This is a genomic window from Chryseobacterium pyrolae (assembly GCF_025153485.1).
Taxonomy (GTDB): Bacteria; Bacteroidota; Bacteroidia; order Flavobacteriales; family Weeksellaceae; genus Chryseobacterium; species Chryseobacterium antibioticum.
In genome coordinates, this window is record NZ_JANZQH010000004.1 from 283,154 (window position 1) to 309,046 (window position 25,893).

General features: G+C 36.3%; 26 protein-coding genes. 6 read left to right on the forward strand and 20 right to left on the reverse strand.

What is annotated here, in order from left to right; all coding sequences use genetic code 11:
* Positions 1-30: 30 nt before the first annotated feature.
* The 8 genes from NZD88_RS11010 to NZD88_RS11045 all read right to left on the reverse strand — a co-directional run bounded on the left by NZD88_RS11010 (position 31) and on the right by NZD88_RS11045 (position 10,349).
* Positions 31-468 carry a hypothetical protein gene (locus NZD88_RS11010; protein ID WP_259829184.1) on the reverse strand — a complete coding sequence of 146 codons (438 nt, stop codon included), beginning with the start codon at positions 466-468 and terminating at the stop codon, positions 31-33.
* Entirely contained in the window at positions 446-1,756 is a 1,311-nt protein-coding gene (locus NZD88_RS11015; RefSeq protein ID WP_259829185.1) for a hypothetical protein, read from the reverse strand. Before NZD88_RS11015 ends, NZD88_RS11010 begins: the two co-directional genes overlap by 23 nt.
* A gap of 114 nt (positions 1,757-1,870) precedes the next feature.
* Positions 1,871-2,293, reverse strand: coding sequence for a hypothetical protein (locus tag NZD88_RS11020; protein WP_259829186.1), 423 nt, complete (start codon positions 2,291-2,293; stop codon positions 1,871-1,873).
* Between the two features lie 38 nt (positions 2,294-2,331).
* Positions 2,332-3,306: a hypothetical protein gene (locus NZD88_RS11025; protein WP_259829187.1), complete on the reverse strand. Its 975-nt coding sequence runs from the start codon at positions 3,304-3,306 to the stop codon at positions 2,332-2,334.
* A 46-nt stretch (positions 3,307-3,352) separates the two neighbouring features.
* A complete protein-coding gene (locus tag NZD88_RS11030; RefSeq protein WP_259829188.1) occupies positions 3,353-3,718 on the reverse strand; it encodes a peptidase associated/transthyretin-like domain-containing protein in 366 nt (121 codons plus the stop codon).
* A complete protein-coding gene (locus tag NZD88_RS11035) occupies positions 3,715-4,920 on the reverse strand; it encodes a hypothetical protein (protein WP_259829189.1) in 1,206 nt (401 codons plus the stop codon). Before NZD88_RS11035 ends, NZD88_RS11030 begins: the two co-directional genes overlap by 4 nt.
* A gap of 10 nt (positions 4,921-4,930) precedes the next feature.
* Complete coding sequence (locus NZD88_RS11040; RefSeq protein WP_259829190.1) at positions 4,931-6,856, reverse strand: type VI secretion system Vgr family protein; 1,926 nt, start codon at positions 6,854-6,856, stop codon at positions 4,931-4,933.
* 337 nt (positions 6,857-7,193) lie between these two features.
* Positions 7,194-10,349, reverse strand: a complete 3,156-nt coding sequence (locus tag NZD88_RS11045; protein WP_341483015.1) for a UvrD-helicase domain-containing protein — start codon at positions 10,347-10,349, stop codon at positions 7,194-7,196.
* Between the two features lie 168 nt (positions 10,350-10,517).
* Between NZD88_RS11045 and NZD88_RS11050 the strand changes: the two genes are divergently transcribed.
* The 4 genes from NZD88_RS11050 (at position 10,518) to NZD88_RS11065 (ending at position 13,718) form a co-directional block, all read left to right on the forward strand.
* Entirely contained in the window at positions 10,518-11,264 is a 747-nt protein-coding gene (locus NZD88_RS11050; protein WP_259829192.1) for a carboxypeptidase-like regulatory domain-containing protein, read from the forward strand.
* Positions 11,265-11,270: 6 nt separating this feature from the next.
* Entirely contained in the window at positions 11,271-12,077 is an 807-nt protein-coding gene (locus NZD88_RS11055) for a hypothetical protein (RefSeq protein ID WP_259829193.1), read from the forward strand.
* 17 nt (positions 12,078-12,094) lie between these two features.
* Positions 12,095-12,910, forward strand: a complete 816-nt coding sequence (locus NZD88_RS11060) for a carboxypeptidase regulatory-like domain-containing protein (protein WP_259829194.1) — start codon at positions 12,095-12,097, stop codon at positions 12,908-12,910.
* A 73-nt stretch (positions 12,911-12,983) separates the two neighbouring features.
* Positions 12,984-13,718 (forward strand): SIMPL domain-containing protein, encoded by a 735-nt coding sequence (locus tag NZD88_RS11065; RefSeq protein WP_169234844.1) that lies wholly within the window; start codon positions 12,984-12,986, stop codon positions 13,716-13,718.
* 170 nt (positions 13,719-13,888) lie between these two features.
* On the opposite strand, the gene NZD88_RS11070 is transcribed toward NZD88_RS11065, so the two are convergent.
* The 5 genes from NZD88_RS11070 to NZD88_RS11090 all read right to left on the reverse strand — a co-directional run bounded on the left by NZD88_RS11070 (position 13,889) and on the right by NZD88_RS11090 (position 19,030).
* The gene (locus NZD88_RS11070; protein ID WP_259829195.1) at positions 13,889-14,401 is read right to left on the reverse strand and encodes a GNAT family N-acetyltransferase; all 513 of its coding nucleotides are present in this window, start codon (positions 14,399-14,401) and stop codon (positions 13,889-13,891) included.
* Positions 14,402-14,403: 2 nt separating this feature from the next.
* Entirely contained in the window at positions 14,404-14,625 is a 222-nt protein-coding gene (locus tag NZD88_RS11075) for a PspC family transcriptional regulator (RefSeq protein WP_169234843.1), read from the reverse strand.
* Positions 14,618-15,889 carry a DUF2851 family protein gene (locus NZD88_RS11080; protein ID WP_259829196.1) on the reverse strand — a complete coding sequence of 424 codons (1,272 nt, stop codon included), beginning with the start codon at positions 15,887-15,889 and terminating at the stop codon, positions 14,618-14,620. Before NZD88_RS11080 ends, NZD88_RS11075 begins: the two co-directional genes overlap by 8 nt.
* A 254-nt stretch (positions 15,890-16,143) precedes the next feature.
* A complete protein-coding gene (bshA, locus tag NZD88_RS11085; protein WP_169234841.1) occupies positions 16,144-17,292 on the reverse strand; it encodes an N-acetyl-alpha-D-glucosaminyl L-malate synthase BshA in 1,149 nt (382 codons plus the stop codon).
* A 4-nt stretch (positions 17,293-17,296) separates the two neighbouring features.
* Entirely contained in the window at positions 17,297-19,030 is a 1,734-nt protein-coding gene (locus NZD88_RS11090; protein ID WP_259829197.1) for a glycoside hydrolase family 3 protein, read from the reverse strand.
* 115 nt (positions 19,031-19,145) lie between these two features.
* Here NZD88_RS11090 and NZD88_RS11095 point away from each other — a divergent pair, with 115 nt between their 5' ends.
* Together NZD88_RS11095 and NZD88_RS11100 are read left to right on the forward strand one after the other, a co-directional pair.
* Complete coding sequence (locus tag NZD88_RS11095) at positions 19,146-19,691, forward strand: hypothetical protein (protein WP_259829198.1); 546 nt, start codon at positions 19,146-19,148, stop codon at positions 19,689-19,691.
* A 150-nt stretch (positions 19,692-19,841) separates the two neighbouring features.
* Complete coding sequence (locus NZD88_RS11100; RefSeq protein WP_259829199.1) at positions 19,842-20,243, forward strand: hypothetical protein; 402 nt, start codon at positions 19,842-19,844, stop codon at positions 20,241-20,243.
* A gap of 59 nt (positions 20,244-20,302) precedes the next feature.
* Here the strand turns inward: NZD88_RS11100 and ribA are convergent, their stop codons facing one another.
* The 7 genes from ribA to NZD88_RS11135 form a co-directional block, all read right to left on the reverse strand.
* Entirely contained in the window at positions 20,303-20,899 is a 597-nt protein-coding gene (gene ribA / locus NZD88_RS11105) for a GTP cyclohydrolase II (protein ID WP_259829200.1), read from the reverse strand.
* Positions 20,900-20,915: 16 nt separating this feature from the next.
* Positions 20,916-21,371, reverse strand: a complete 456-nt coding sequence (locus NZD88_RS11110) for a hypothetical protein (protein ID WP_169234836.1) — start codon at positions 21,369-21,371, stop codon at positions 20,916-20,918.
* A complete protein-coding gene (locus NZD88_RS11115; RefSeq protein ID WP_259829201.1) occupies positions 21,368-21,982 on the reverse strand; it encodes a DUF4254 domain-containing protein in 615 nt (204 codons plus the stop codon). The genes NZD88_RS11110 and NZD88_RS11115 overlap by 4 nt, the downstream gene beginning before the upstream one ends.
* Positions 21,983-21,997: 15 nt before the next feature.
* Positions 21,998-22,213 (reverse strand): twin-arginine translocase TatA/TatE family subunit, encoded by a 216-nt coding sequence (locus tag NZD88_RS11120; protein WP_169234834.1) that lies wholly within the window; start codon positions 22,211-22,213, stop codon positions 21,998-22,000.
* 31 nt (positions 22,214-22,244) lie between these two features.
* On the reverse strand, positions 22,245-23,807 hold the full coding sequence (locus NZD88_RS11125; RefSeq protein ID WP_259829202.1) for a peptidoglycan DD-metalloendopeptidase family protein: 1,563 nt from the start codon (positions 23,805-23,807) through the stop codon (positions 22,245-22,247).
* Positions 23,804-24,649, reverse strand: coding sequence for a lipoprotein insertase outer membrane protein LolB1 (lolB1, locus tag NZD88_RS11130; RefSeq protein ID WP_259829203.1), 846 nt, complete (start codon positions 24,647-24,649; stop codon positions 23,804-23,806). Before lolB1 ends, NZD88_RS11125 begins: the two co-directional genes overlap by 4 nt.
* A 108-nt stretch (positions 24,650-24,757) precedes the next feature.
* Positions 24,758-25,774, reverse strand: coding sequence for a sugar phosphate nucleotidyltransferase (locus tag NZD88_RS11135; protein WP_259829204.1), 1,017 nt, complete (start codon positions 25,772-25,774; stop codon positions 24,758-24,760).
* Between the last annotated feature and the right edge of the window lie 119 nt (positions 25,775-25,893).

Sequence of the window (25,893 nt, forward strand, 5' to 3'; positions counted from 1 at the left end):
GTTTAAATTTTTAATTTCAATTTTTGTGCTTTATTTTCCTGCTTCTATTTTTATAATGTTATCATCTCCTATTTCCTGCGGCTCATTATTGATGGTGTACATGATATTTCCGCCTTGATTCTTTGACATCATTTTAAAATCATTGATTCTATATGATGAGGTATTAATTTTCAATTCATAATCTTTATTGAGCTGGAACTGGGTTACATCTTTAAAAACAAGTTGTAAATAAGCTGTTTTGTTTAAGCTGTCATATTGCTTTTTTATCTCAATATTTTGATCATACGTTTTTATTTTTTTTTCTCCTTCAACTTCTGTTAGAGAAATAATTTTGATAGGGTCTTTATCATTCCAGTGATAAACATATATTTCATTTTTCAAATGTCTTTCCTGTGAACAGGCTATAAATGCGAATGAAATAAAATAAAGTATGAAAATTTTATAGCTAGTACATTTCAATATATCCATAATAATTACTTTTAAATGATTTAATATTTAGTCCAGGTTTTCCAATCATTTTTTGTACATCTGCATCATTTTCCCACTTTCCGCCAAGTGTTAAATATTTACCCGTTTGAGGATCACGTCCCCAGGTGAATATTTTAAAACTTACTGATGCTGCTTTTTCCAAATCTGAAGTAGGATTCTTATCAGCATCATAAAAAGTCAATCCTCCTTCATAAACTACCCAATGTGAATCATTGAAAACATCAGCTAATGAACTATAGCTTGATTTATTATATATCATATCAGCATCTATCATCATGAGGATATGACGTCCTTTTTTGTGAAGACCATCTATTACTAATAATTCCTCAAGATCGCTGTTGGAAAAATAATCATGAATTCTGCCGGATAATATTCTTTTCTTGTTATTGATGCTATTGTAACTTAGTCCATGTGCTGTCGAACTGCTGAATCCGCCAACCTGTTTTCCCATTCGTGCAAGCATATCCGGCCAGTTTACCGCTTTAAGCATGTCCATCCTACCACTTTCTTTTCCTTTATAAATTAAATTGGAAGTACTTTCTTTACTTCTTGTTGTTGCTAAAACCAACCAGTCTACTTCAAACATTCCCATGCCTTTAAAATCCTGAGTCTTTTGCGGGTTTACATCATACATTTCAAGGGCCTGAGGATGTGGGGCTATTACATAACTACCAATGGTACATTGTCCGGTTCTCAACAGATCTTTAACAATTTTCAGGTAAGAACTTGAACTTCTTTTAATAAGGGCATTGTATAAGGCAGCCATTCCACATAGAGAACTGTTGGCCTGTTTTACCTTCCAAGGATCCTTAGCTCTTTCTTCTGCTTGTTTTTCAACCAGTTTTCTGTCAAAAAATCTAAATCTGTTATGGTGCCATACTTTTAGATATCCTTCTGATTCTTCATCATTGATGTATGCCATAATATGCAGTGTTCTTCCACAGATGTCTTTTTCATTCAGATAAAGACTATATTCTTCGCCTGTTTTTGGAGAAGTATATTCTACCCATTTGTTCTTTGAAAGACTATGATATTTAAACTTCCATTTGATCTTCTTTTTATCCTTAGGGGGAAGATGGGTATAAGTATCTACTATAAATTTATAAGTCTTTCCAAACACAGCTCCGTCCTGGTTAAAGTTTTTTCCAGTACCATCATTATCTGAACCTTTTTCCAAAGGAGTCAGAAGCTTGATGCTTTTGACCTGTGTAGGCTCAATGCCTTTACGTTTGGTGTCTTTTTTTATGTCAAATTCTACTCCTGCCATATTATTATTTATTTATTTATTTAGAGGTTGACCTTACTGTTTTTTTATTGGAAAAGACTAAGGTTTATTAGTCGTGCTATCTTTACAACTTGAGAAGACTTTTTAATAAAAATCCTATTTCATACTCTGAGGAGATTCTATGATAATCATATCATGAGAAAGAAATAGGGTATCTGCACTTTCGCGTAAAATTTCATATTTTTGATTAAATAGCATTATTTCTTTATTCTCTTTTTTTAATTCAAGTCTTTTGTAAAGTTCAGTTTCTTTACTATTTCCATTTTCTTTAATATTATCAATCAGTAAACTTTCTGATTGAGGGGTGATATATTTCTGTAAAATATTATTTTTATATAAAAACCCTTCTCTAATCAATATTTCCTGATTTAAATTTTTTATATAGCAATCCGGAGAATAAATTTTCGGAGCACTGTTGTCCACAGATTCTCCCTTAATCACTAAAATTTCCTTTTGTGTACAGCCTGCCAGTATGAAGAAACTAATAAGGCAGGATAACGTTTTTAATTCTCTCAACATCTAGTAAAGATTCCGTATTAATTCTTGATATGGCTCTTTTATTCTTGTGTGAATAATATTCTTTTTATCTGTGAAATCTCTTCTTTTACCAGTCCAAATTGAAAATGATTCTGCACGATTGAATAAGTGTTTTTATTGACATCAAAAGTTACTTCATCATTGTCTTCATACTTGCTCTCTACGTTATTATGAACTTTGTATTTATACTCGGTTCCATTTTTAGATAGTAATTTTTTTTCAAAAGCGAATTCGCCATCAGTTGATATTTTGGTAACTAACTGAAGTGTATTATCATTGTTATACTTATAAGTAACATTCCACATATCTTTTCCATCGGATTGCGTTCTGTTTGTCTTTATTACAGCTTTTAATATTTTAAAATCAAGATTTTTATATTTTTTATAAGAAGTAATTTTATTTAAATATTTTAATTGATATGGATAATCTCCTAAACCGTCATCCAGCAAATCAACTAAGTCTAACATATTGTTTTCATTGATTATACTTTTTTTGAGTTCAGTATAATAGGATAGGTTCAAAAAGTACATATCATTTTGATTGATAGTTACGACTTGTTGTTGATCGGTAAATCTGATAACTATACTATCAAAGACTTTTGCTTCTTCATCTACTAACAAGGTTATGGCATTATTTTCTTGTTTATTCCTGCTTAATATAAAAGTTACCGGGATAGTCTTGTCCTGTGTGTCATAAGTGTCATTATAATATCTTATAGTATCTCTTTTTGAGCTGAGTTTATAATTATATGAAAAAACTTCTTTTTTACTTTCGTTTTTTACATTCTTATCATTTTCATATGTTTTTAAAGGTGTGTACTGCTCTTTAATTTTTATTGTTTCTTTTTTTTGAGAAAAACAAGAATTAAATGAAATGATAAGGAAGATAAGGAAGATATATGATTGTTTCATAGTAGTATATGTTAACTTTCTTTCCAAAATATGGAATAACCTGCAACTTGTGTAGCTGTTATACCTTTGGATTTTTTTTGACATAAGTCTAATTTTTAAATACAAACACACATAAATGAATCAATATTATTTACTTCTTTTTCAGAACAATACTGTCATATTTTACAGTTAAATTTTTGTTGCCCCCACCGAATAAATTCTTATAATGAATGATTGTATCTTTGTATTCTTTCTTTGACACAGTCATTTTATAAATCACTGGTGGTGCTTCTCCGCCGACTGAAATCTTTTCAGAATACATCTTTTTCCCTATATGAAAGCGTCCTTGTGCGTCCGTCTTTGTCTTGCTATCCTCATCAAGGTAAATCTCTGCATTTTCAAGGGGTTTAAGCGTGTGTGCTTCATATACCGTACCTGTAATATCAGGTGTTTTTATTCTGCCTGTACACGAAGTCAGCAGTAATATACCTGCTGAAAAAAAGATTGTTTTTCTCATTTTTTGTTTATTTTAAGTTTAGAGCACCATAATAATCCCAATACATCTTTTTCTGATGCAATAGTACGGTCATAATCATAATAGGCATCGCTATAATATTCCATTACATTTACTTCTCCGGAAGCAGGAAGTGGATTTGTATTAGGACTTTGTAAAATTGGATTGGAACTTCCTTCATGCCCATAGGAGTATGTATCACCTCCAAATTCTTTTACTATTTCGTGGCCTATTTCATGGGCAGATGTTAGGGTAAAGTCTCTTTCCTCATTAGCTTCCTTAGCATTATACACTATTCTTTCAGGAGCAAATTGTCCGAACAAAGAAAGTAAGCCGCTTACGGAGCCTGGATTGCTGGAACGAAGCCATTTATCAGAATCATTATATACTAAAGAAACATCGTCCATTGACTTCTCTTGAGTGTTGATCCCTTTCACTTCAACTTTATATTCTTTTCCGGAAATAGTTACAATATCTGTAGAGATCCTAGATCTGCTTTTCATTCTACTCCAATACAAATTAATTCCATTTAAGCACATTTTTTCTAAATCGGAGAATGTATAGATTGGAGGATTTGTTCCTATAACTCCACCGTCTTTTAAATTCACTCTAAGAGTAACATCTACTTTTTTATTGTTATCATCTATTTTCAAATCAATCCATTCTGTTCTACATTGGCCGGATATTTTTACCTCTGAAGTATTTGTTCCATCAGTAACTTGAGCAGTCAATTTATCATTGGTAAAAAGTGTACTGTCATATATTTTACTTTTGGGGAATCCATCCCATTCCAAGTCATAATCATCTCCAGCTTTTAAACTTTTAGTTATTTCTTCTGAATAAATTTCGGCGTCCTCATTTTTTATTTTGAAAGTTAGTTTTTCAAATGTCCCTTCTTTAATTGTTATTTTAAATTTGATCTTGTCATTTTCTTTATTTCCTTTAAAACTAGGGATTCCAAGAGGGATAAAAGTGTCTTTTTCAATTTTTATTTCCAGCAATTTACTTTCAACAGGTTCATCTTTCTTCTCTGCGTCCCTCCCAAACCCCTGCATGATCGCTCTTTTCTGGCTGGAAAGTTCCAGATTCTGCTGCGTTGCCTCAATAATCACTTCTCCGGATTCCTCATGAGAAACCTTGCTTAGAGAGGTGTAATTATTTGTAACCTGTACGTTGATATTGTTTGCTTTTTTTACAATGGCCATATCAAGACTTTTAGTGGGTGTTGCCCTGTTCGCCGCTTTGTGATTTTACTGTTTTTTCACTTTGTAAAATCATATTTTCTTTCGTGCTTACAACAGTTACCTTTTCAGCATAAGAATCACTTTTCTTAGCCTGAATATTTCTTTCGTTTTCGGAAATTTCCGTTCTCATATCAGAAGATTCGTGGATATTTCCGGTGGCAGTCTGCATAAGATCTTTCCCTGCAGTATCAATCATGTTCACTCCTGCATTGGAAACAATATTTACGTTAGCTGTGGAGAACATACTGTTTCCTGCAATAGAGGTGATATCGTGGCCCGCAGTCATCTTGATATTGTTACCGGCAGTAAAAGTCATATCTTTTGGTGCGTTTACAGCAATATTTCCTTTTCCGTCCATAAAGTAAGTGTTTCCACTCGGGTCCTCAATAAAAATACTGCCTTCAGCATCATTAAAAATAATTTTATTTCCGCTACGGGTTTGTATCGATTTGATATGGTTATTGACACCCCCGCCTAAGCCTACCGCTCCGTGGAACATTCCTCCCATAGCAAAAGGAAAATCCGGATGATGGTATTCAAAACCTACCATAACCTGATCTCCGACTTCCGGAACGGCTACAAAACCTCTGTTTTGGGTAATAGCATCAGTTCCTCCTGCGTCAGGGCTCATCATTCGGATGAAGTGGGTGGTGTCATGTAGCTGCCAGTCAAATTGTACCTGTATCCGCCCTTGGTTCAGAGGGTCGGTATTGGAAATCACAGTGGCGATTTGAGGTTCTGCTTGCGGATGCTGAAATTCCGGAGTGGGAATATATCCTGTTCCTTCTGCGATTGCTTCAAATGATCCGGTGTAGTAACCCCGCGTATTTACTTCATGGGAAACTTCGGTGATCATAAGTTTAGTAAAATAAGACGTCTGGTTGGTGTTCGGTTTTCTCATTTCGATGTCTGCAATACAACCGGGATGCAGAAAAGGAACCGTCGTATTTCCAGAAACCGTAAAAACTTCTACAGCAGCACTTCCTGCTGCACTTTGCTGGGCATCATCTACATTTAAAGACATATTTGCATTCACAGGAGAAGGATTCAGTGATCTGGTTTTATAAATATTGTCATTAATTTCATAGGCCTTTGATGCAAGCTGTCCCAAATGTTTGATATTGGCTTTTGAACTAAGCAGTTTTTCATGTTTGCTGCTGTTGTATCCGTAAAACTCAGGTTTTGTATGCACCGCTTTTAGTTCAATGCAGATATCACTTACATTACTTCCGTAAATAAGCTTGATGGGTTGCTCACCTGGTGGCAGTTTCCCAAAGTGCAGAACTTCACCGTCATAATAGAACTGTTCTCCATAAGTTTCTGCCAGTCTTGCCAGATAGTTGTAATGCGTTTCCTTATACTGAGCGCTGTAATTGATATAGCTTTGATTTTTTGAGTCTACTTTGAAATCATATTTACCGGACCCTAAAGCTTCCTTGATTACTCTGTCAGCAATAATCGATGTATTGACTGACTGATCCCCTCCAAAACTTTGTGTATGGGGAGCAGAATCCATCAGAATGGTCGGACTTTTACCTTTCAGAACAATATTTCCCAGACTCATTTCTTCCTGGCTGAATGCTACCTGAGTGATGAGTCCCACGAAAGTTCTTTCAGGGCTCTCATTTTCCGCATCTTTATATTTAAAAACAACAGTTAAACGTTTTCCTAAAAACTGTTGAGCTTCTTCCAGATTGTAATCCTGATTGTCTCCCAGAGTGTCATGAGCGAGTGTAAGTTCGAAATGATGGTGTTTTCGTATGCTTTGCTGTAAGCGGAAATGCTTGAAATGTCTGATGATCTTACCCTCAATAACAATATCCAGCTTTACCACACGCTGTACACCAGCGATATGATTCTCAGCAATTTTATCTGCATTGGTAGCCTTCTTTTTCATCGTTAGTTTTTTTGTGATTATGTCACTAAAATTAGAAATGTTTTAGATTAATTTGCTAAATAGATTGTTAAAATTTAAAAATTGTAGTAGAAGTACGACATGGGTACAGGAAAAATTTGATCAATTAGCTAAAGGAGATCACTTGATAACTTTATGAATTATTGGGAGTATAATAGAAAATAATTCCGCGTTTTTGAGTGGTTTGTGACTGAAATGTAAATATCATCCCTATAACTAAGAATGATATTTGTAAATTTTTAACCGTCAAAATGAGCTCAGAGAGTATTGGAAATCATCAAAGCAGATGCTTTCTGCGGTATTTTTTTGAAAAAAGTAATTATAAATAGATAAGCTGTGTCTTCAAAACCTTTCTTCCCAAACCTTCAAGGATATTTTTATACCTTTCAATCTGAAGTTCGTTTTTTTCTGTCTGTTCACCGGTTTTAAAATCAACGATAATATATCCTTCTTCTCCTTTCAGAATACGGTCCGGTCTGAAAATATGGCTCTGTCCTCTTTCAGAGATCATGATATCTTTTTCATTGATCACTTCCCATTTTTCATCAAAGAACTCCACATGTTTCTGAATGATCTGAACCAGAGTTTCCTGAATTTCATTTTTTTCTTCCCAGGTGATCTGGCCCTCCAGAACATAACTTTCCAGAACTCGGGCAATATCTTTTTCTGTATTGATTTTTGATAATAACTCATGGACGAAAAGCCCAATTCTTACCTTCTCATTCCGGACCTGATAGTTTTTGGATGGAGTGGCAATTTTAATCGAAGATCTGTTTTCATTACTATTTTTAAGGTTTTGAATATCCTTCGTTTTAAATAATGATGTTTTATCCTTTGAATGCTTTTTCAGCATCTCAGGACGTACTTCATACAGATCAAATTCATCAGCCCCTTCGTTATTTTTTCCGTTAAAAAATTCAAGTAGCTCAAGATTATTGGAGGTCTTATTAGCTTTCTGAAGATAGAAAAATAACTGTTCTACAGGGCGTGTCGTAGCCACGTATTGAAGACACAATCTGTCGATCAGATTTTTATACGAATTCTTTTTATTAAATGCCTCGATTTCTTCATCATATACCTCAAGGTTTTTATTGAACTGATTGATGTTGACTGATTTTAAAGCATCATCGTTATTGGTGTCAAACCAATTGGTAAACTCACTGTCCCTGTTTTTATTCATCATGGGAATAAATACGATGGGGAATTCCAGTCCTTTCGATTTGTGAATCGTCATAATCTGGACAGCATCAATATTTTCTGAGGCCTGAATCGTATAGCCGGAAGCTTCCTCGTCCCAGTATTTTAAGAATTCTTTTGTGCTGGCTCCTGCGTTCTGGGTGAAGTTGAAAAGCATTTCCAGAAAGTTCAAAAGGAAATCTGTTTCCTTGTTCTCTACTGCAAATTCATTGATATAATATTCCACAAAATTATACAGATTGAATCTCGGGAAATTTTCCTGTTTCAGTTTCAGGGAATAGGTATTTTGGAGAAACTGGAGAATTTCCTCGTGTGTTTCTATCTCGAGAATTTCTTTCATTTCCAACGTAAAATCTGTCATTTTGATTCTGCCTAGGGTATTCAGATAATACATCATCATGATCAGATTCGGTCTGTTTTTGGGATTGATTTCCAAGCGTAGAAATTCAATGACCGCTTTTAATGTATTGGAGAGTTCAAGGGTCAGACCTTTATCGGAAATTGTTTTGATATTCGTTTCTTCTCCACGGTACTTCACCTTCAGATTTCCTAGCTTTTGAGAATAGCTGAAAATGTCAAAATTACCACGGCATAAAATCGTAATGTCAGAAAATTTAAAACCATTATCAAGGCTTTCCTGGATATCATTCCGCATTTTTTCAGAAGTATCATTATAAAAATCATCATTGGTGAGATTTTCAATAAGATTCACTTTCACACGTCCTTCAATCTGGGATCTTGGGTTCTGTTCAGCATCCTCACCAAAAATATTCCTATGTTCTTCCTCCAGATCCTGCGAATGATAGCGGTACAGCTCATTATTGAACTGGACGATATTTTTCGCACTTCTCCAGTTGTCTTTCAAAACAAATAGAGTAGCTTGCTTGGGAGAAAATTCTTTTTTATTAATGATATCCAGCATCAGTTTACTTTCCCCGCCACGGAATCTGTAAATACTCTGTTTAGGGTCACCTACCAAAGTAAAGGAAGTATTCTCCGAAGAAACACTGTGGTCTCTCAGCGGAACAAAATTTTGCCACTGCAATTCCGAAGTATCCTGAAATTCATCAAAGAAAAAATGCTGAAACTGTGAACCTACCTTCTCATAAATAAAAGCGGACGGTTCATTTTTAAGATTCTCATTGATCAGGATATTAAATTTTGAAAGCAGAACCAGATCATTTTCTTCCTCAATTTTTTTTAATTCATCCTGAATATCTTTGTTCACCTTTAAAGGGAGAAGTGCAGATAGAATTTTCTCTTTCTTTTGGGTTTCAATATATAAAAGGATCAGCTGCATCCTGTTGTCAAGAAGCTGGTCAAGGATTTCAAAGATTTCAGGTTCCTTGTTTTTTGATTTTGAAGAAGCTCCCTTTCTGTAATTATTGACGACAGATTCTTCCTGTGTGGTAGGAAACGGAAATCCGGGTCTCTTCTGACTGTAAAAATCCTGAACTTTCGTGAAAAATCCACCAATTCCATTTTTGCCCTGAGCAAAATCTTCGATCTCAATATTTCTGGATAGGAAGAGCTCAACAGATTGGGCAGCAATATCTGCAGACTGTTTTTTATTCTGTACGATTTCTTTTCTGAGTGTGTTTTTTATGTTCTCATAATTCGTATCGTCAAAGCTCTTGTTGCTTTTCAGATGTTCATAATGAATATCTTTTACAAACTCTTTTGCAGAATCGTAAAGGTTCTTGTTGAGGTTAATTCTCTCATTGTTTTCCAGACTGTAATCCACATAATCCATGAAAGAATTGGAGATGTTGTCATTTTCGCCAATCTGGTCAAGCATTTTATCTACCGCTTCGATCAGAAACGGTTCAGCATCGATTTCAAGATTGAAATTTTTAGCTAAACCAAGCTCATAGGAAAAGCTTCTCACCAACCTTGAGTTGAAACGGTCAATCGTTCCGATATTCAGGGTTGAATAATTGTGAAGGACATAGTCCAGAAGTTTTTTAGAACGGATATGAAGTTCGTCAATCGTAATTCTTAAGCCGTCAGCTTCAAATGCTTTCTGAATATTTTTCAGATCTCCATTTTCAGCGAAATTATCCGCGGAAAAATTTCCAAGCCACGTCAAAATTCTTTCCTTCATCTCATTGGCTGCTTTGTTTGTAAAAGTAAGCGCGAGAATATTCCTGATCGACTGTTGCTGATTAGGGTAGCGGAGACAGATCATCAAAAGCCTCTGGACAAGGGCATATGTTTTCCCCGAGCCTGCTGAAGCATTGATTACTGTATAAGAATTTTGCATTGCTGAATTTAGAATTGAGACTGCAAGTTAGCTAAATTTTAAGTGAAATTTTAACAATTCCGGGCGGTGATTTAACAGTTTCGTGAGCAAAAATCAAAAAGAAATCCCAAAACGCGTTAACTGTGGTTAAACTTACCATTTTCTTTAAAAATAATTTTAGATTTGCTTTATAAAAAACTGTCCGTGAAACTTAAACTACTCTTTTTTTTAACCACCTTTTTTTTCATTCATACCAACGCCCAGAATTATATTTTCGGAAAAATAATTTCTGAAGACAATGCGGAAATTCCAGATGTAACAGTAATCAATATCAGAACGGATGAAAGAGTAGTCACGAACAGAGACGGGCACTTTATGGTGTCCGGAAGGGCGGGCGATGAGCTCCGTTTTGTAAAGGCCGGCTATGAACGCATCGTTAAAAAAGTTTCCAAAGAAAATATAGAATCTCCCTTAAATGTTACCCTGGCAAGAGCTACTATATTAATCCCTGAAATAGAAATCAAGCAGGGACTTACCGGTGATCTTAAAATTGATACAAAAAACCTTAACCGACCTAAAAAAGTGGATAAGCTGATCAAAGATATCGATAGGTATATCGCCCAGAAATCAGATCCTAGGATTCTTGCAGCAAAACCGGGAGAATTTGTACAGCCGAAAGGGCAGGGGTTCTATATTGGGAAAGTAAAAAACAAGTGGGATGATATTGATCTCATCAATTATCTGCATACGGCACTTGGTGATGAATATTTTATTTATTTAAAAATAGGAAAACCTCAGATCGAACATTTTATCGGTTATGTCTTGGCTGGAGGTTTCGAGAGACAAAGAATTCTGAAGTATGGCTTTTGCAGCGATGCAGATCTGAGTAGATTTCAAAGGTTTGTACTAACAAGAATTTCCTCTTACCGTGCTCCACAAACTCAAAGATAAACACCAATGAGAACTTACATAAAACAAAGTCTTTATACAGTTCCGCTTTTTGTATCTGCAGAATTTTTTTCCCAGCAGCAGGCAACAGGAATCGTTACAGATAACAGCAAGTCTAATATCAACCCGGTTTTAATCATTAATGTTTCCAACCAAAAAAGTACACTGAGTGATGCCTCGGGAAAGTTTAGTATTGAAGCATCAGAAAATGATGAACTCAGATTTGTAAAAGAGGGGTATTACCGTCTGGACAAGAAAATGGGGAAGGAAAATTTTAGTTCTCCTTTAATGGTAAGCCTCGAAAAAGTAGAAATAGAGATTCCTGAAGTAAAAATCACCTATAAGCCGACAGGAAACCTGGAAAGAGATAATAAACATCTTAATGAATCTAGAAAAGTGGTCTCTTTAAGGTCAGAATTGGATGAGTATATGAAAAGTCCGATGAATGAGGCTTTACCGGATAATACGATTTCAAAAACTTTTAAACAGGATTATGGGGCCGGTCAGGTAAGTATCTTAGGGGTTTTAGATGCGGCTGTAGGCCTGTTCAAAAAAGCGACAGAACTTAAAATTACCAAAGCTAATTTTACAGAAACACAGGATTTTATCAAAAGAGTCAAGCAGGAAGCTGATTTGACGTTCCTTACAAAATATGGAATGGATGAAGAACAGATTGATCAGTTTCTTCTCTACGCCAATGATACCCGAACCATGGCGAAAAAATTCAGAAAGAACTTTAAGATTGATGTGGTGGAATACGAATTAAGAGTAGCTTTCGCAGAGTATAAGAAAACCCGTAAGCTCGATAATCTTTAATTTTTTAACGAATAGAAATGAATTTTGTATGCGGAAATATCAGGAAGGCTCACTGGACGAAAATTTTATTTTTTCTTGTTTTTCCGTTCATGAATGCCTTTGCTCAACAAACTGTAACCGGGCGTATCGTAGATGACAGCGGTGAAAACTTAAGTTCTGTCGTTATCATCAATATGTCTACCGACCAGAAAGTATCGTCCGATTTTATGGGGATGTTTTCCATTAATGCTTCTCCCAATGATGAGCTGAGATTTGTGAAGGCCTATTTCAGAAGAGTTTCTGCAAGGGTTCCTGCCGGTGGATTCAATGCTCAGCTGATGGTCACCCTGGTCCCAATACCCACAGACGTTGGAGAAGTGAAAATTGTAAAAAAACCAACTGGTGATCTGGAAACCGATTCACGGTTGGCAGCAAAAGTAGAAAAAGGGGAAATTGTACAACAGGCCGTAGGTTTGCCGCAACCTGTTGGAAAGATGCGGGAAAAACCTGCCGAAGTGAAGCAGGTCCTTCTTCCGATACTTCTGGGAAGGCTGGATGTGCAGGGCGCCTATGATCTGATCAGTGGAAAAGCAAGGAGACAGAAACGGCAATACAGGTATGATGATCTCCAAGAACATATCATGTGGGTGCGAAACAGAGTAGATAACGAATACTTTGTAAAAGCAGGAATTCCCGAAGAGCGTATTTCCGAATTTATACAATATTCTTTTGAGGTTAAACCTCAGGTGAGAACTTATGTGAAGGCCAAAAACCTGTCAGGAGTCTTACTCAGAATGGAAGAAACGATGCCTGTTTATCTCGAAAGATTAAAACAACAGAAAAAGCAGGAATAATGTTAAAGAATTCTTAAAAATCGGAATAGAAATTGATGTACTGCTAGACAGAATCAATCAGATCACATTTTTTATGAATAAAAATATTATTGCAGTAGCAGTCGGAGCACTGGGATTCGTCCTTGGCCTCGGCTTTTTAGGAAATGCCATTAAAAACAGAAATAAATCTGAAAATACGATTTCTGTCACCGGATTGGGCACGAAACAGTTTACTTCCGACCTGATCACCTGGTCAGGAAGTTTTTCCAAAAATAATTCCGATTTAAAAGCAGCTTATGATGAGTTAGCGATAGACAGAAAGGTCATCAATGATTATCTTGTGTCAAAAGGGATCAAACAGAGTGAGATTGTATTTTCTTCGGTAGATATCCAGAAGCAGTTTAGAAGCTATAACGACTCCAATGGAAATTATGTACAGGGAGAATTTTCGGGATACAACCTTACTCAAAAAGTGTCCATTGAAAGTAAGGAAGTGGTAAAGATCGAGAATCTTTCCAGAAATATTACAGAAATCATCAACCGTGGTATCGAGTTCACCTCTTCAGCGCCATCTTATTTTTATACTAAATTAGCAACGGTAAAACAGGAAATGATTGCCGGTGCAACAAAGGATGCTAAAGAAAGAGCTGAGAAAATTGCTGAGAATTCAGGAAGCAGTCTGGGAAGTCTTAAAAAAGCGACAATGGGGGTGATTCAGATCACGGAACCTAATTCCAATGAAGACTATTCCTATGGCGGAACATTCAATACTTCTTCCAAAGAAAAAGAAGCAAATATTACCATAAAACTGGAATACGAAGTTAATTAAAAGTTGATCTTTGAAGTCCGTGAAATTAGTGGGAATAAATATTATTTTCCCGCAGATTATACAGATTTAAAAAACAATAAATAGTTATTATCCATTGATAATTGCAGATCAAAAATCTTACGGGGCAGAAAAAAATAAAACCGCTGGAATCTTCCGGCGGTTTTTATATTTTAGTGATATACGATATCATAAATTTCCTCTTTGACACTCTTTAGATTTTCAGGCGTGTAATTGGCCAGCAGCCAAAGATCCAAAGACTTTTTTCCTTCACCATAACTCGGCTGTACATACATTTCGTCAATCAGGGTGAATCCATTTTTTTGATAGAAAGAGTACCGTCTTTTGGCATCATCACCCAAATGATCCGGTTCTATTTCCAGGATAATTCTCGGGTAATTTTCAAACAGGTATCCTGTAATATGCGATCCCAGTTTTTGACTTCTGAATGCCTCAAAAACTTCAAAATGCTCTACAAAAACATAAGAACTCAATTCCCAGATGATAAGATATCCTATACTCTGAGATTCATGCAATACAGATATTACCTTCACATGAGGTTTTGAAAATAGAGCGGTAAATTGTTTCCAGTCCCTTTGCTCATCTTCGGGGAAAGTGCTGGAGTAAGACTTATAGATTTCCTGTACTCTATAATCTTCGGGAGACGTAATCGGTAAAAATTCCATAATTATAAATCAAAAACACTGGGTCTTCTTGTAATGAAAATATCTTTGATCCAGAGTGTGAAAGCCAGTCCCAGATAGATCAAAAAGAAGAAACCTGCTGTTGCAAAAGTAGAATAGATAAAGAAGACCCTTAATTTAGATACAGGGATCCCCAGTTTGGCTCCGGTTCTCGTAAGAACACCGAACCATTCTCTTTCCATCTTATGGCGGATATTATCAAACATTTGAAGATTCTTTTAAAAGTTTAAATCCAATACCGCAATTTAAGCAATTTTTTTCTTCACACGAGGTTTTATAGTGATAAATCAGACTCTGACTTTCCAATGCATTCTTAACATTCAAACCCATTTTTTTCCATCCGGAAATAATAGAATTTTTTTCAGCGGGGGTATTTCTGTAGAATTCCAGAATTTCATCAGTAATTTCTTCACGATGATATTTATGATAGGTATATTTTAGAGGAAGCACCGTATTCAGGATGACCAGTTCAATAAAATCCCTACTTAATGTTTTAGGCTGAAATTTTGAAAGGGTTCCGAAATTAAAGTGAAAATCCCAATAGTCCGAAGCTTTTACGGGGGCAAAAACGTCATACAATTCATTGATATGATCCGCTTTGATGATCTTTGAAAATAAATTCTGATGTCTGTGATAAAGATCTGCCAGCTGAGAAAGACGAACCGTTGGGAAATTAGGAGGCCGCAGTCTCAGAAACTTCGGATGAAATTTCAGATCCGGAATGCTGAACTTTTTTCGGAGAAAATCAAACTCTCTTTTCCAGATCATCATCTGCCCGTCTCTGGGATCTTCCAGCCATCCTGAAATGCCAAAAAGAAGCGCTTCCAGCTGCGATTCGTTCTGACGGATTCTGTTGATGACTCTGAAATCCACAGATTCTGCGATAAGCCTGAAAATAGAGGCATTTACTTTTAATCCGAAAGAATAGGAGAGGCTGTGAAAAAGAACGGCCTCGAAATCATTCTTGTGAAATTCTAGGTCTTTTTCGAATTCCTGAGACTTTTCATCCAGCTTTTTAATGATCGTAGCTTCATGAAAATTAACAGGAATTTTATCAGGTGCAAAAATATTCTCGCAGGGAATGAATTGGGTCCCGTTAATTAATTTTTCGTATTTCCACAGGATATTTTGATCAATATGATCCTTCAGCTCCAGAGTAGGAACATTTTTGCGGATGAGGTCATCAATCTCTGCATCATTTTGATAGACAACGTGCAGAATAATGTTTTGGTAATTGGGGTCCTGAGAATGGTTGTGGAAAATCCAGTCGGAGGTGCGAACGTGCAGTTCAATATTTCCGGCAATGACCAGATCTTTGGTTTTGATTTTTGCATCCAGAAAATCAGGTCCTGCATTTGTATTCCATTTTCCGAAGTTTAGAATTTCAACAGCGTTGCCTTCAATATCCCTGAAGTCAAAATGTTTGAAAACTTTATAATTCCAAAGATATTGAAGCAATTTTTCTGTCATAAGTGTGAAGATAAATATAGTAGAAATTCTATACTTCTACCACCTCCATACTAAGATTTTCCAGCTCTGTACTACACAATCGTATATAGATAGAAACGTAGTTTATACAATAGAAATTTACCTTCTGTTCTTTCTCTTTTATTGCTTTTTTGCTTTAAAAAATAAAATACCCTCCATCAATATGTGGAAGGCATTAGAGTATATGTGTTTGCTTATTAAAGCAGTTAAATCATTGATTTCCTAAAAGATATTCGTTACGCTTTCGTCAGTTGCTTATTGAAGTTTTCTATCGTTGTTCTGTACATTTCCTCGTAGATAGGAAGAATGTTTTTCAGGTCAAATTTGATAGCCTGTTCTTTCGCGTTCTTTTTCATAGTCGCTAAAAGTTCGTCATTGCTCAATAGCTTGATTGTATAATTACTCATTGCTTCTACATTTCCGATCTCAGCCAAGAATCCTGTTTCTCCCTGGATATTCACTTCGGGAATTCCACCTGCATTGGAGCTGATTACCGGAGTGTAAGCCGCCATAGCTTCAAGAGCTGCCAGTCCGAAACTTTCCTGTTCGGAAGGAAGTAAAAAGACATCAGACAGCTGTAAGATCTTATACAGATCATTTACTTTTCCTAACAGACGGATTTTTGAAATAAGTTCAGGATTTTCCTCCAGAAACTGGTTCACTTTTTCCATATCCGGTCCTTCACCAATGATGATCAGTTTTGATTTTACTTTTTTCTCAACGCTTTTGAAGATTTGCAAAACTTCATCCACACGTTTTACGGGACGAAGGTTAGATACGTGAATCAAAATTTTCTCGTCCGGATTCGCAAACTGTGTTCTCTGACATTCCGTACAGTCATCAAATTCAGAATTATCAATAAAATTGGTAATCACCTGGATTTCTTTTTTAATATTGAAAAACTGCAGTGTATCTTTTTTCAGACTTTGGGAAACTGAAGTGATCGCATCAGACTGGTTGATTGAAAATTCAACAGCGTGCTTATAACTTGGGTGCTGTCCTACAAGGGTAATATCGGTTCCGTGAAGAGTAGTAACCAGTGGAACGTCGTTATTATCCTCTTTCAGCATCTGTTTAGCTGTAAACGCAGCGTACGCGTATGGAATGGCGTAGTGGGCGTGTAACAGATCCAGCTTATATAGATTGACAACACGGTAAATCATCGAACTTAGCGCAATATCATAAGGCTGATACTGGAAAAGCGGATAGGTCTGTACATTCACCCGGTGAAAGAAAATATTCGGGTTGGTAATGTCTAGTCTTGCAGGGAGCGCAGAACTTATAAAGTGAACTTCATAGCCTTTGTTGGCCAGAGACATTCCCAGTTCTGTTGCTACGATTCCGCTTCCTCCATATGTTGGATAGCAAAGTATGCCTATTTTCATTAGATTATTGTTGTTTTGATGTTGTAAAAACTGTTGTGTTTGCATTGGAAGCAGAAGCCGGAACCTTATCGATTCCCATTCCTGCTTTCAGCTGGTCATTAACCAGAACGGGCAGCCTGCCCCATATCTTTGTTTTTCCGTTCAGAGCATTTGCTGCAGCGGCCATTGAATCATCATTATTTTCATAAGATACAAGAACTGTAGATACTTTTGAAATATCAATATCTTTTAAAGCGTAAGCACTTCCGAAAACATTTAAAATAACGTTTTGATTTTTGGTGAGATCAGCAAGAATTTTCTTAGATTCTGCCGAAATTTTATAAGGTTTGTATGCCGTTGAATTATCCTTGTGGAACCCTACGATTACGGTAGAACCTGAAGGAATTGTAGTGATCTCATTGGCTTTTTTGATGATCACATTAGATCCTAACTGGTTGGCAAAAGTTTGATAAGGAGCTTCTTCCAGAGGAACATAATAGGTTTGTTTTCCAACGATAGGAAGCAGGTTTTTGTCATCCTTTAATAAAGTCAAAGCATTGGCGTAAAGATTCTGTACCAGTGTTTTGTGAGAATCATTATTGATATCGTTATTGATGTTTTCTGGATTTTTCGGGCTGTATTTGTCTAGACCAAGATAATATTTGGTTAATAAAATTTTCTTCACACTTTCCTCAACTCTTGATTGAGAAATTTCACCATTTTCAATGCTTTTCTGAATTAATTTTTTTCCTTCTGAAACGCCTTGAGAAAATAGCATAATATCATTTCCGGCTTTAAATGCAAGTGCATCCAGTTCGCCCGGTTTGTATTTGTTGGCTACGGCACCCATGTTTAAAGCATCGGTGATAATTAAGCCTTTGTATCCTAATTTATCTTTTAGTAATCCTGTAATGATATTCTTTGAAACTGACGCAGGAATTCCTTTTCCTGATTCCAGGCTTGGAACATACAGGTGAGCAACCATCACACCACCGATTCCTTTATCCATTAAAGCTTTAAAAGGAGCGAGTTCAACGCTATTTAGTCTTTCTAAACTATGTGAAACCACGGGCAGATCCAGATGGGAATCTGTACTTGTATCACCATGTCCCGGAAAATGTTTGATGGCAGCAAGAATCGTATTGTCCTGAAGCCCGGTAGAATAAGACAAAGCAGAGCTGATCACATTATCGACTTCTGAACCAAAACTTCTGTTTCCGATAATCGGATTGTTCGGATTGGTATTCACATCCACAACCGGTGCAAAATCCCAGTTGATCCCCATTCTGTGGCAGTCTTCTGCAACCTTGGCAGACATCTGGTAAATGAGGCTTTTATCCTGTATCGCTCCAAGGGTCATTGCCCAAGGAAATTTGTGTGCTGTGGCAATTCTTTGAAACAGTCCCCATTCGGCATCCATCCCGATCATCATCGGAACTCTTGATTTTTGCTGGAATTCATTAACCAGATTAATTTCTCTGGCGGCATCGTCCTGCATTAAAATCAGCCCTCCAATCTTATCATTAACCACAATGTTTCTGATCTGATTAATATAGTCTTCACCTTTATTGGTGTAAAGTGCTACAATAAACAGCTGACCCAGCTTTTCATCCTGAGAAAGTGACCTGTATGTTTTGTCTACCCAGTGATGAGCCTTTTTCAAGTCTTCTTTGGAAATGTTTTTGGGCTGGTATTGAGCTTTAGCTGTAAAGCTTATTAATGAAAAAATAAAGAGGGAAGTATATAACAATTTCTTCATGATCTTTTGAATAAGAACAAAAATACAATTAAAAAAATGATGAAAACAAAGTTTTTGCAACTTTTGGTATATGATTTGAATACGATTTATAAATAATAACTAAACTTTTCTAAAAATGAAAAAAATTCTTCCACTTTTATTTCTGGCATTTGTAGGTTTTACTGCTTACAGTTGTGATAATGATGATGATACTGTTGTACAAAATCCAGTGGATAATGATACATACTCACAGATGAGAGATGTTACCGGGTCATTTACCAGCGGTAATACTTATGCATTTACACAGGCAATTGCCATTGAGCAGACTGATGTTGTTTTAGTCTACAGAAAGGCAGGAAATGCTTGGCAGCAGATTCCTAAGACTGTATATTTAGATACTGCTACTTCTCCAGCAGCGAGAAAGTTTGATTATAATTTCGTATTTGACTCTCAAAATGTGCAAATAAGAATTGATGATCAGAATTTTAATCTTGGGACAGGATTGTCTACACAGGAAATTGCCAATTATTTATCTAACCAGACTTTTAGAATTGTACTGGTTCCTGCATCACAAAGTAAAAACGCAAGCAAAAACGCAGGAGTAGATTACAGTGACTATAATGCTGTAGTGAAATACTTTAATCTTGATGAAACTAAGGTAAAGACTACCAACGTTAATTAATTAAGAAATATCTTTTCAGTTTTTTATAATTAAAAAAGCTCCGGGAGAAATCTCGGAGCTTTTGAATATAATATCTTAAAATTCTCTTTTTAATACAGACAAAAAAGAAGTATTTTTACTCAACTGAAATACATAATAAAAGTCAAACCAATGATAAAAAACTACTGGCTAAAATTTTTAATAATAGTTCCATTGCTTTTTCTTGCCTCATGCAGTGAGATTATAGACAATATTGATCGTCAAAAAGAACAGGAAAACTATGTTTCTCCCTATATGGGAAAATGGGTCGGTACTTTTACAGGAGAAGTGAGTGGAGATTTAATCCTTAACGTTTCGAAAAGCGGAAGTATTGAGGTAACACGAATTGTAAATACGAATGTGGAGGAAGTATATTATGCAAGCCTTCAGGGCGCAGGAAGCGCTGCTATAAGCGCTTCTGCTTCTCCAAAAGGTTTTGTTCTAACCGGAAGTTTAGAAACCAAGTCGGGGACATGGAAACAGCAGTATTGGAGTGGAAGCTGGTCAGTGAAAAAGATGCCTACTCCTTTATAACCAGACATTAATAATCAAATAAAAAGCTCCAGAAGAAATTCTGGAGCTTTAATTTTTATCTAGTTGTCATTATCATCTAGTAAATGACCGAAGAAATCTTTTTTTGTTTTCAGATACCCTTTGCTCATCTCGTTGGCCGGAATCTGTAAAGGAACCCTTGAATTGAGGTTAATGTTGCTTTCTACAACATATTTTACCTTTTCAGGATTATTCGTTAGAAGGTTAATATCTTTTACGTCCAATAGGTTCAGGATATCGATAGCAACTCCGAATTTTCTATCATCAGCAGGAAGTCCCAGTTCAAGATTAGCCTGTACGGTGTCAAGACCTTTTTCCTGTAACGAATATGCTTTCAGTTTATTGATGATCCCGATATTCCTTCCTTCCTGACGAAGGTAGACAATAATTCCTCCGTGTTCGTGGGTGTATTTCATTGCGGCATCCAATTGCTGCCCGCATTCACATTTTTTTGAATGGAAAACTTCTCCGGTAATGCATTCTGAATGGAAACGTACGTTCACCGGTTTCGAGAAATCTGTATTTTCTGCTACGATGGCCATATGTGGCATCCAGTCGTTTTCGTTTTCGGAGAAAGCGATCATTCGGAAAGAGCCGTGTTCTGTGGGAACATTAGCTTCTGCCTGAATTTTAATCATTAATAGTGGTTCGTTTTTAATTTCCTTTTAAAGAATCTTCTATAACAGAGATATTGGTTTTTAGACGTACCAGATATCTGTTTAAAACTTCATCATCATCTTTATCCAGCTGTTGTCTGAGTTTTTGAATTTTCTTATATGATTTTTCGAAGCTTTTAACTGCTCTGTTTTTCCCTGCCAAGTTATTGGCATCAATGGCATATAAATAATTCTGAAGGCTATATTTCAAACTGGTTACTTCCTCATTCAAATTATTATTCTTAAATTTTGGAAAAGTAGAAATCAGATTTGAAATTTCAGAAGCATTTACATTTTCCTTGATATTGATATCAAAGCCTTTTTTTGCCCCTCTGTCAGAATCAGAACCTTTAGTTTCGCTATAAAAATTATTGGACAGCGGAGAAAGATTAAGCTTTTCCGTTGCGCAGGAAGTGATAATTAATAGTACTCCAAAAAAAAATAGTTTTCTCATTTCTGTTGCCCCTTTTGATAAAGGATCGGGTTAAGACTATCATCGTTATACATTTTCATTTGTTTGTATACTTTTGTCTTAACATTACCGTATTCAATATCAGTAAGCAACTGATCTATAGAGGTAGATAGGTCTTCTTTCTGACTAAGCAGTACATCCAGTTTTGCCTGGCAATTTGTACGGTGCTCTTCAGAAGCGGATTCTCTATTGGCCTCTAACGACATATGATAAACCTTTAATGCAAGAATTGATAATCTATCTACTGCCCAAGCGGGAGTTTCAGTATTGATTTTTGCATCGGGTTTAGGAGTTATATTTTCAAACTTTGTAAGGAACCAGCTGTCGATAAACTCTACCAGATCTGTTCTTTTCTGGTTAGATGCATCTATCGTTCTCTTCAGTTGAAGAGCTTCAGCGGGATCAATATTTTCATCTCTAATAATATCTTCCAAATGCCATTGAACGGTATCAATCCAGTTCTTTGCATACAAAATCCGTTCCAAACTGTCTTTTTCGAAAGGGTTATTAATTAGAGCGTTAACGTCATCGAACACGTGATAGTCTTCAATAGATTGATTGAAGACTTTCCATGCAGTTTCAGTGAAATTCATTAATTCTAAGGAATTTTAGTTGCTGGTAGTATTATTATTGTTGGTAGAAGAGGTTTTGCTTTCAGAACCTGGTTTGTCTTCTTCCTTCACCGCATCTTTAAATTCTTTGATTCCTGAACCAACTCCTCTCATGAGTTCCGGAATTTTCTTTCCTCCAAAAAGCAATACTAAAAGTATGGCTACGATAAGGATGTGCTGCCAAGATAAGGCAAGTATTGTTAGTGTATTCATCTCTTAAGATTTTTACAAAGTTAAGCTTTTTTTAATATGAAATCCAACCTAATGGGTCAACTGGTGTATTTCCGTTCCATACTTGGAAATCAAGGGTATAAGAACCATCAAAATCCTGAGCCACGGTACCTACCGGAGTTCCGGAAGAAACCTGCTGTCCTTTGGAAACGCTTACGCTTCCCAGGTTAGAATAGATCGTAAAATAATTTCCGTGTTTCACCATAACGGTTTTTGTTCCGTCACTATTTGCTAATACAGAAGAGACTGATCCTGGATATACAGATTTTGCACGGGTACCGGAAGGTACTGCTATTTTAATACCTGTATTGTCCTCAACAATATTTTTGAAAACCGGGTGCGGCTGTCTTCCAAATCGGTGGGTAACCTGTCCGGCTCTGTCTGCTGGATATCCAAGTTTTCCTCTGCTGTCTGCAAAACTGCTTCCGGGCGATGTTGTAACTCCATAGCTGGTCATTGCTTTAGTTTCAGCGGCCTTTTTCTCTTCTTCTTTTTTCTTATTCAGTGCGGCTTCTGCTGCTCTTGCGGCAACGAGTTTATCGGTGGCTTCTTTTGCTTTGATGTTGGCTTCTTCAGATGCTTTTTTCGCAGCAACTCTTCTGGCCTCGTCTTTTGCGCTGGCTTCTGCTCTTGCTGCCTCTTCATTACGTTTTCTCTCTTCTTCAGCTCTTTTGGCTGCAAAATCGGCTGCTTTTTTGGCTTCAATTTCTGCCAGTTTTCTTTCTCTTTCCAGGGCTTCAGTTCTCGCTTTCGCTTCAGCTTCGATTCTTGCTTTTTCTCTTTCTGCAATCAGCTTTGCCATACGGATTTTTTCTGCCTCAGCTTTTCTTCTTGCTTCTTCTTCAGCTTTTGCTATTCTGATCTCTTCAGCGATAATCGCTCTGATCTGTCCTTCTAAAGCTTTGGATTGAACTTGTTTCTGCTTCAGCTCTACCGTAAGCTTGGATTCATTTTTCTTGAAATCTGCTAACAGCTGTTCTTTCTGAGCTCTTTCTGCATTGATGGTGGCCAGATCTTTCTGCTGGTTGACCAGAAGATTATCTTTTTCTCTTGCAGAATTTTGTTTTTGTGCGATTGATTTTTTGATTTGAGCGGCTGCATCACTGATTTCGGCAGCTTTTTTATCCTGATAGTCAGCATACTGCTTCAGGTATTGTACCCTTCTTATGGCCTCCCCTAAATTTTTGGACGAAAGAATGAAGGTTACTTTGTTCTGTACCCCTTTGTTTTTGTAAGCATTTACCAGTACTTCAGCGTAGTTCTTTCTGAGAACTACCAGCTCTTTGTTCTGGCGGTTAATTTCCAGCTGACGCAGATAGATCTCATCTTCAATAAATCTTTTTTCTTTCTGAGTGTTGGTATATACCTTTTCTCTTAAAGACAGTTTTTTATTGACGTTGGTAAGATAGGCAACTGAAAGCTTGGATTCAGTTCTTGTTTTGGCAAGATCTGTATTTATCTGTACAATTTGTTTTTTAAGATCGGCATTCTGTTTCTGAAGCTGTTCCTTGTTCTGCTGTCCCTGATGCAGGCCGAACAGTAGAATACCTATTAAAAAGCTAAATTTTTTAATCATTTAATCTCAATTTTCTTATAACTGGATGGCACAGAATAAGCTGTTTCCATCCTCGAAAAGTCAAATTTCGTGTTTTCCAGTAAAATTTGGCTAGATTTTGACCCTTTTATAATTATTTTAACATTTTTTGGAAGACGGATTCCTTCGTATTGATTCCAGTTACTGTACGAGATTTCCAGTTCGTCGGTAGATAAAACATCCTTTAAATTCACACTCAGCAGATCGTAATTGGTATCATAGTTCAGGACAATTTTATACTCTCTGGTTTTCTCATCGGTAACAATTTTCTGGTTGGTATTGGAAACCATTTTAAAGCCCTGTGCATTTTGGGTCAGGGTAAACTGAGAATCACTGATCTTTACAAAAGTTCTGCCCATTAGTATTTTCTCCAGTGATTTGTAATCGATGAAGTTGACATTGAGCAGCCTATTTAAATAATCAAAATCTGAGTCGATATAGGTTTTGCTTGTTTTGTCTTGTCCCTTGATCCCTTCCGGAGTCGCAATACCTCTGGCTACACCTATGAAAAATGCCTGAAGATTCATCCAGACTTTTTTATCATTTTCAATATAGATAGTAGCATCCAGAGTTGGGATAAAACTTCCTGTTTCCACATTGACTTTACTGCTGATTTTTACCTGATCAAATTTCAGTGGGACAACTACGTGTTCATAGAAGGTAAATTTATCTTTTACCGGTTCATTGGCATCTTTGGGTTTTCTGTTGTCTTCGGCTATGACTGTGCTGTCCTGTGTATTGCCGTTGTTGTTTTTGGCGGCATTTCTCGTTTTACAGGATAATAAGGTAAGAAATATGAGAAGTATCGGAATCCAGTTTTTCATGTATTTATCTTTCAATTAAAAAAAATACGCTGCAATATTAACGCCAAACCACACAAAAAATGTTGTGTGGTCTGGATGTATCTTATTTTATATTAATTATTTCTGTTCTTATCGGGATAAGAAATCTAAAACTGAGTAGTCTCCTAAAGAAATCTCTCTGGAAACGCCAAAGTACTGTGCCGAATTCCCGATCATGGAGTTTGAAAGGTTTCCGTGATTGATCTTTGTATTTTCCTGAATCAGGGAGTTTTCAATATTGGAATTAACAATTACCGTGTTATTTCCCAGTGAAACACCAGGGCCTATTTTGGAATTGGAAATCTTTACATTTTCCCCAATAAAGCACGGCTGAATGATCAATGAATTCTCAATAACCGCTGATGCAGGGTAGTTAAGCATTTCTTCTCTTTCATACTCAAGAATTTTACTGTTGGTTTCTACGGTAGCATTTTTGTTTCCGCAGTCCATCCAGTCATTGACCTGTCCTAAAGTGAATTTTGCTCCTTTTGATCTAAGGTTTTCCAATGCTGTCGTCAACTGATATTCGCCTCCGTTTTTAATATTATTATCCATAATATAATTGATCTCGCTCATCAGTTTTTCAGCACTGTTGAAATAATAGATACCGATGATGGCAAGATCTGAAACGAAAGTCTGAGGCTTTTCAACGAAATCGGTAATAAAACCATTGTCGTCTAATTTCACCACTCCGAAAGCTGAAGGGTCTTCTACGCTTTTTACCCAGATCACCCCGTCGGAATTTTTATCCAGCTGGAAATCTGCACGGAATAGAGTATCTGCGAAAGCAATCACCACATCTCCCTGCATAGAGTCTTCGGCGCATTTAATAGCGTGTGCTGTTCCAAGTGGATCAGTCTGGTAATATATACTGCCTTTTGCTCCCAGTTTTTCGGCTATTTGAAGTAAAGATTTTTCAATCTCCGGTCCGAAATCTCCAATGATAAATGCTACTTCTTCAATGTTTTCACCTGCTACTTTAGCAATATCTTCTACCAATCTCTGTACGATAGGTTTTCCTGCAATCGGAATAAGAGGTTTTGGAACGGTCAGTGTATGTGGACGTAATCTGGAACCGCGTCCAGCCATAGGAACAATTATTTTCATAGATTATATGACAATGTATTTATTTGTTAGTTTTTTATTTTGACTAGGCTAAAGGTAATAATTTAAATCATTGCTGATCGTAATATTTATTATCCGTATAAACCTCTGTTTAGTTTTTT

Bases quoted from the DNA above. Each gene is read 5' to 3' on its own strand.
- NZD88_RS11090 (WP_259829197.1), bottom strand. From the start codon at position 19,030: ATGAAGAAATTGTTATATACTTCCCTCTTTATTTTTTCATTAATAAGC.
- NZD88_RS11120 (WP_169234834.1), bottom strand. From the start codon at position 22,213: ATGAATACACTAACAATACTTGCCTTATCTTGGCAGCACATCCTTATC.
- NZD88_RS11060 (WP_259829194.1), top strand. From the start codon at position 12,095: ATGAATTTTGTATGCGGAAATATCAGGAAGGCTCACTGGACGAAAATT.
- NZD88_RS11125 (WP_259829202.1), bottom strand. From the start codon at position 23,807: ATGATTAAAAAATTTAGCTTTTTAATAGGTATTCTACTGTTCGGCCTG.
- NZD88_RS11110 (WP_169234836.1), bottom strand. From the start codon at position 21,371: ATGAGAAAACTATTTTTTTTTGGAGTACTATTAATTATCACTTCCTGC.
- NZD88_RS11080 (WP_259829196.1), bottom strand. From the start codon at position 15,889: ATGACAGAAAAATTGCTTCAATATCTTTGGAATTATAAAGTTTTCAAA.
- NZD88_RS11065 (WP_169234844.1), top strand. From the start codon at position 12,984: ATGAATAAAAATATTATTGCAGTAGCAGTCGGAGCACTGGGATTCGTC.
- lolB1 (WP_259829203.1), bottom strand. From the start codon at position 24,649: ATGAAAAACTGGATTCCGATACTTCTCATATTTCTTACCTTATTATCC.
- NZD88_RS11055 (WP_259829193.1), top strand. From the start codon at position 11,271: ATGAGAACTTACATAAAACAAAGTCTTTATACAGTTCCGCTTTTTGTA.
- ribA (WP_259829200.1), bottom strand. From the start codon at position 20,899: ATGATTAAAATTCAGGCAGAAGCTAATGTTCCCACAGAACACGGCTCT.
- NZD88_RS11070 (WP_259829195.1), bottom strand. From the start codon at position 14,401: ATGGAATTTTTACCGATTACGTCTCCCGAAGATTATAGAGTACAGGAA.
- NZD88_RS11115 (WP_259829201.1), bottom strand. From the start codon at position 21,982: ATGAATTTCACTGAAACTGCATGGAAAGTCTTCAATCAATCTATTGAA.
- NZD88_RS11035 (WP_259829189.1), bottom strand. From the start codon at position 4,920: ATGGCCATTGTAAAAAAAGCAAACAATATCAACGTACAGGTTACAAAT.
- NZD88_RS11020 (WP_259829186.1), bottom strand. From the start codon at position 2,293: ATGTTGAGAGAATTAAAAACGTTATCCTGCCTTATTAGTTTCTTCATA.
- NZD88_RS11095 (WP_259829198.1), top strand. From the start codon at position 19,146: ATGAAAAAAATTCTTCCACTTTTATTTCTGGCATTTGTAGGTTTTACT.
- bshA (WP_169234841.1), bottom strand. From the start codon at position 17,292: ATGAAAATAGGCATACTTTGCTATCCAACATATGGAGGAAGCGGAATC.
- NZD88_RS11040 (WP_259829190.1), bottom strand. From the start codon at position 6,856: ATGAAAAAGAAGGCTACCAATGCAGATAAAATTGCTGAGAATCATATC.
- NZD88_RS11010 (WP_259829184.1), bottom strand. From the start codon at position 468: ATGGATATATTGAAATGTACTAGCTATAAAATTTTCATACTTTATTTT.
- NZD88_RS11075 (WP_169234843.1), bottom strand. From the start codon at position 14,625: ATGTTTGATAATATCCGCCATAAGATGGAAAGAGAATGGTTCGGTGTT.
- NZD88_RS11100 (WP_259829199.1), top strand. From the start codon at position 19,842: ATGATAAAAAACTACTGGCTAAAATTTTTAATAATAGTTCCATTGCTT.
- NZD88_RS11135 (WP_259829204.1), bottom strand. From the start codon at position 25,774: ATGAAAATAATTGTTCCTATGGCTGGACGCGGTTCCAGATTACGTCCA.
- NZD88_RS11025 (WP_259829187.1), bottom strand. From the start codon at position 3,306: ATGTCAAAAAAAATCCAAAGGTATAACAGCTACACAAGTTGCAGGTTA.
- NZD88_RS11030 (WP_259829188.1), bottom strand. From the start codon at position 3,718: ATGAGAAAAACAATCTTTTTTTCAGCAGGTATATTACTGCTGACTTCG.
- NZD88_RS11015 (WP_259829185.1), bottom strand. From the start codon at position 1,756: ATGGCAGGAGTAGAATTTGACATAAAAAAAGACACCAAACGTAAAGGC.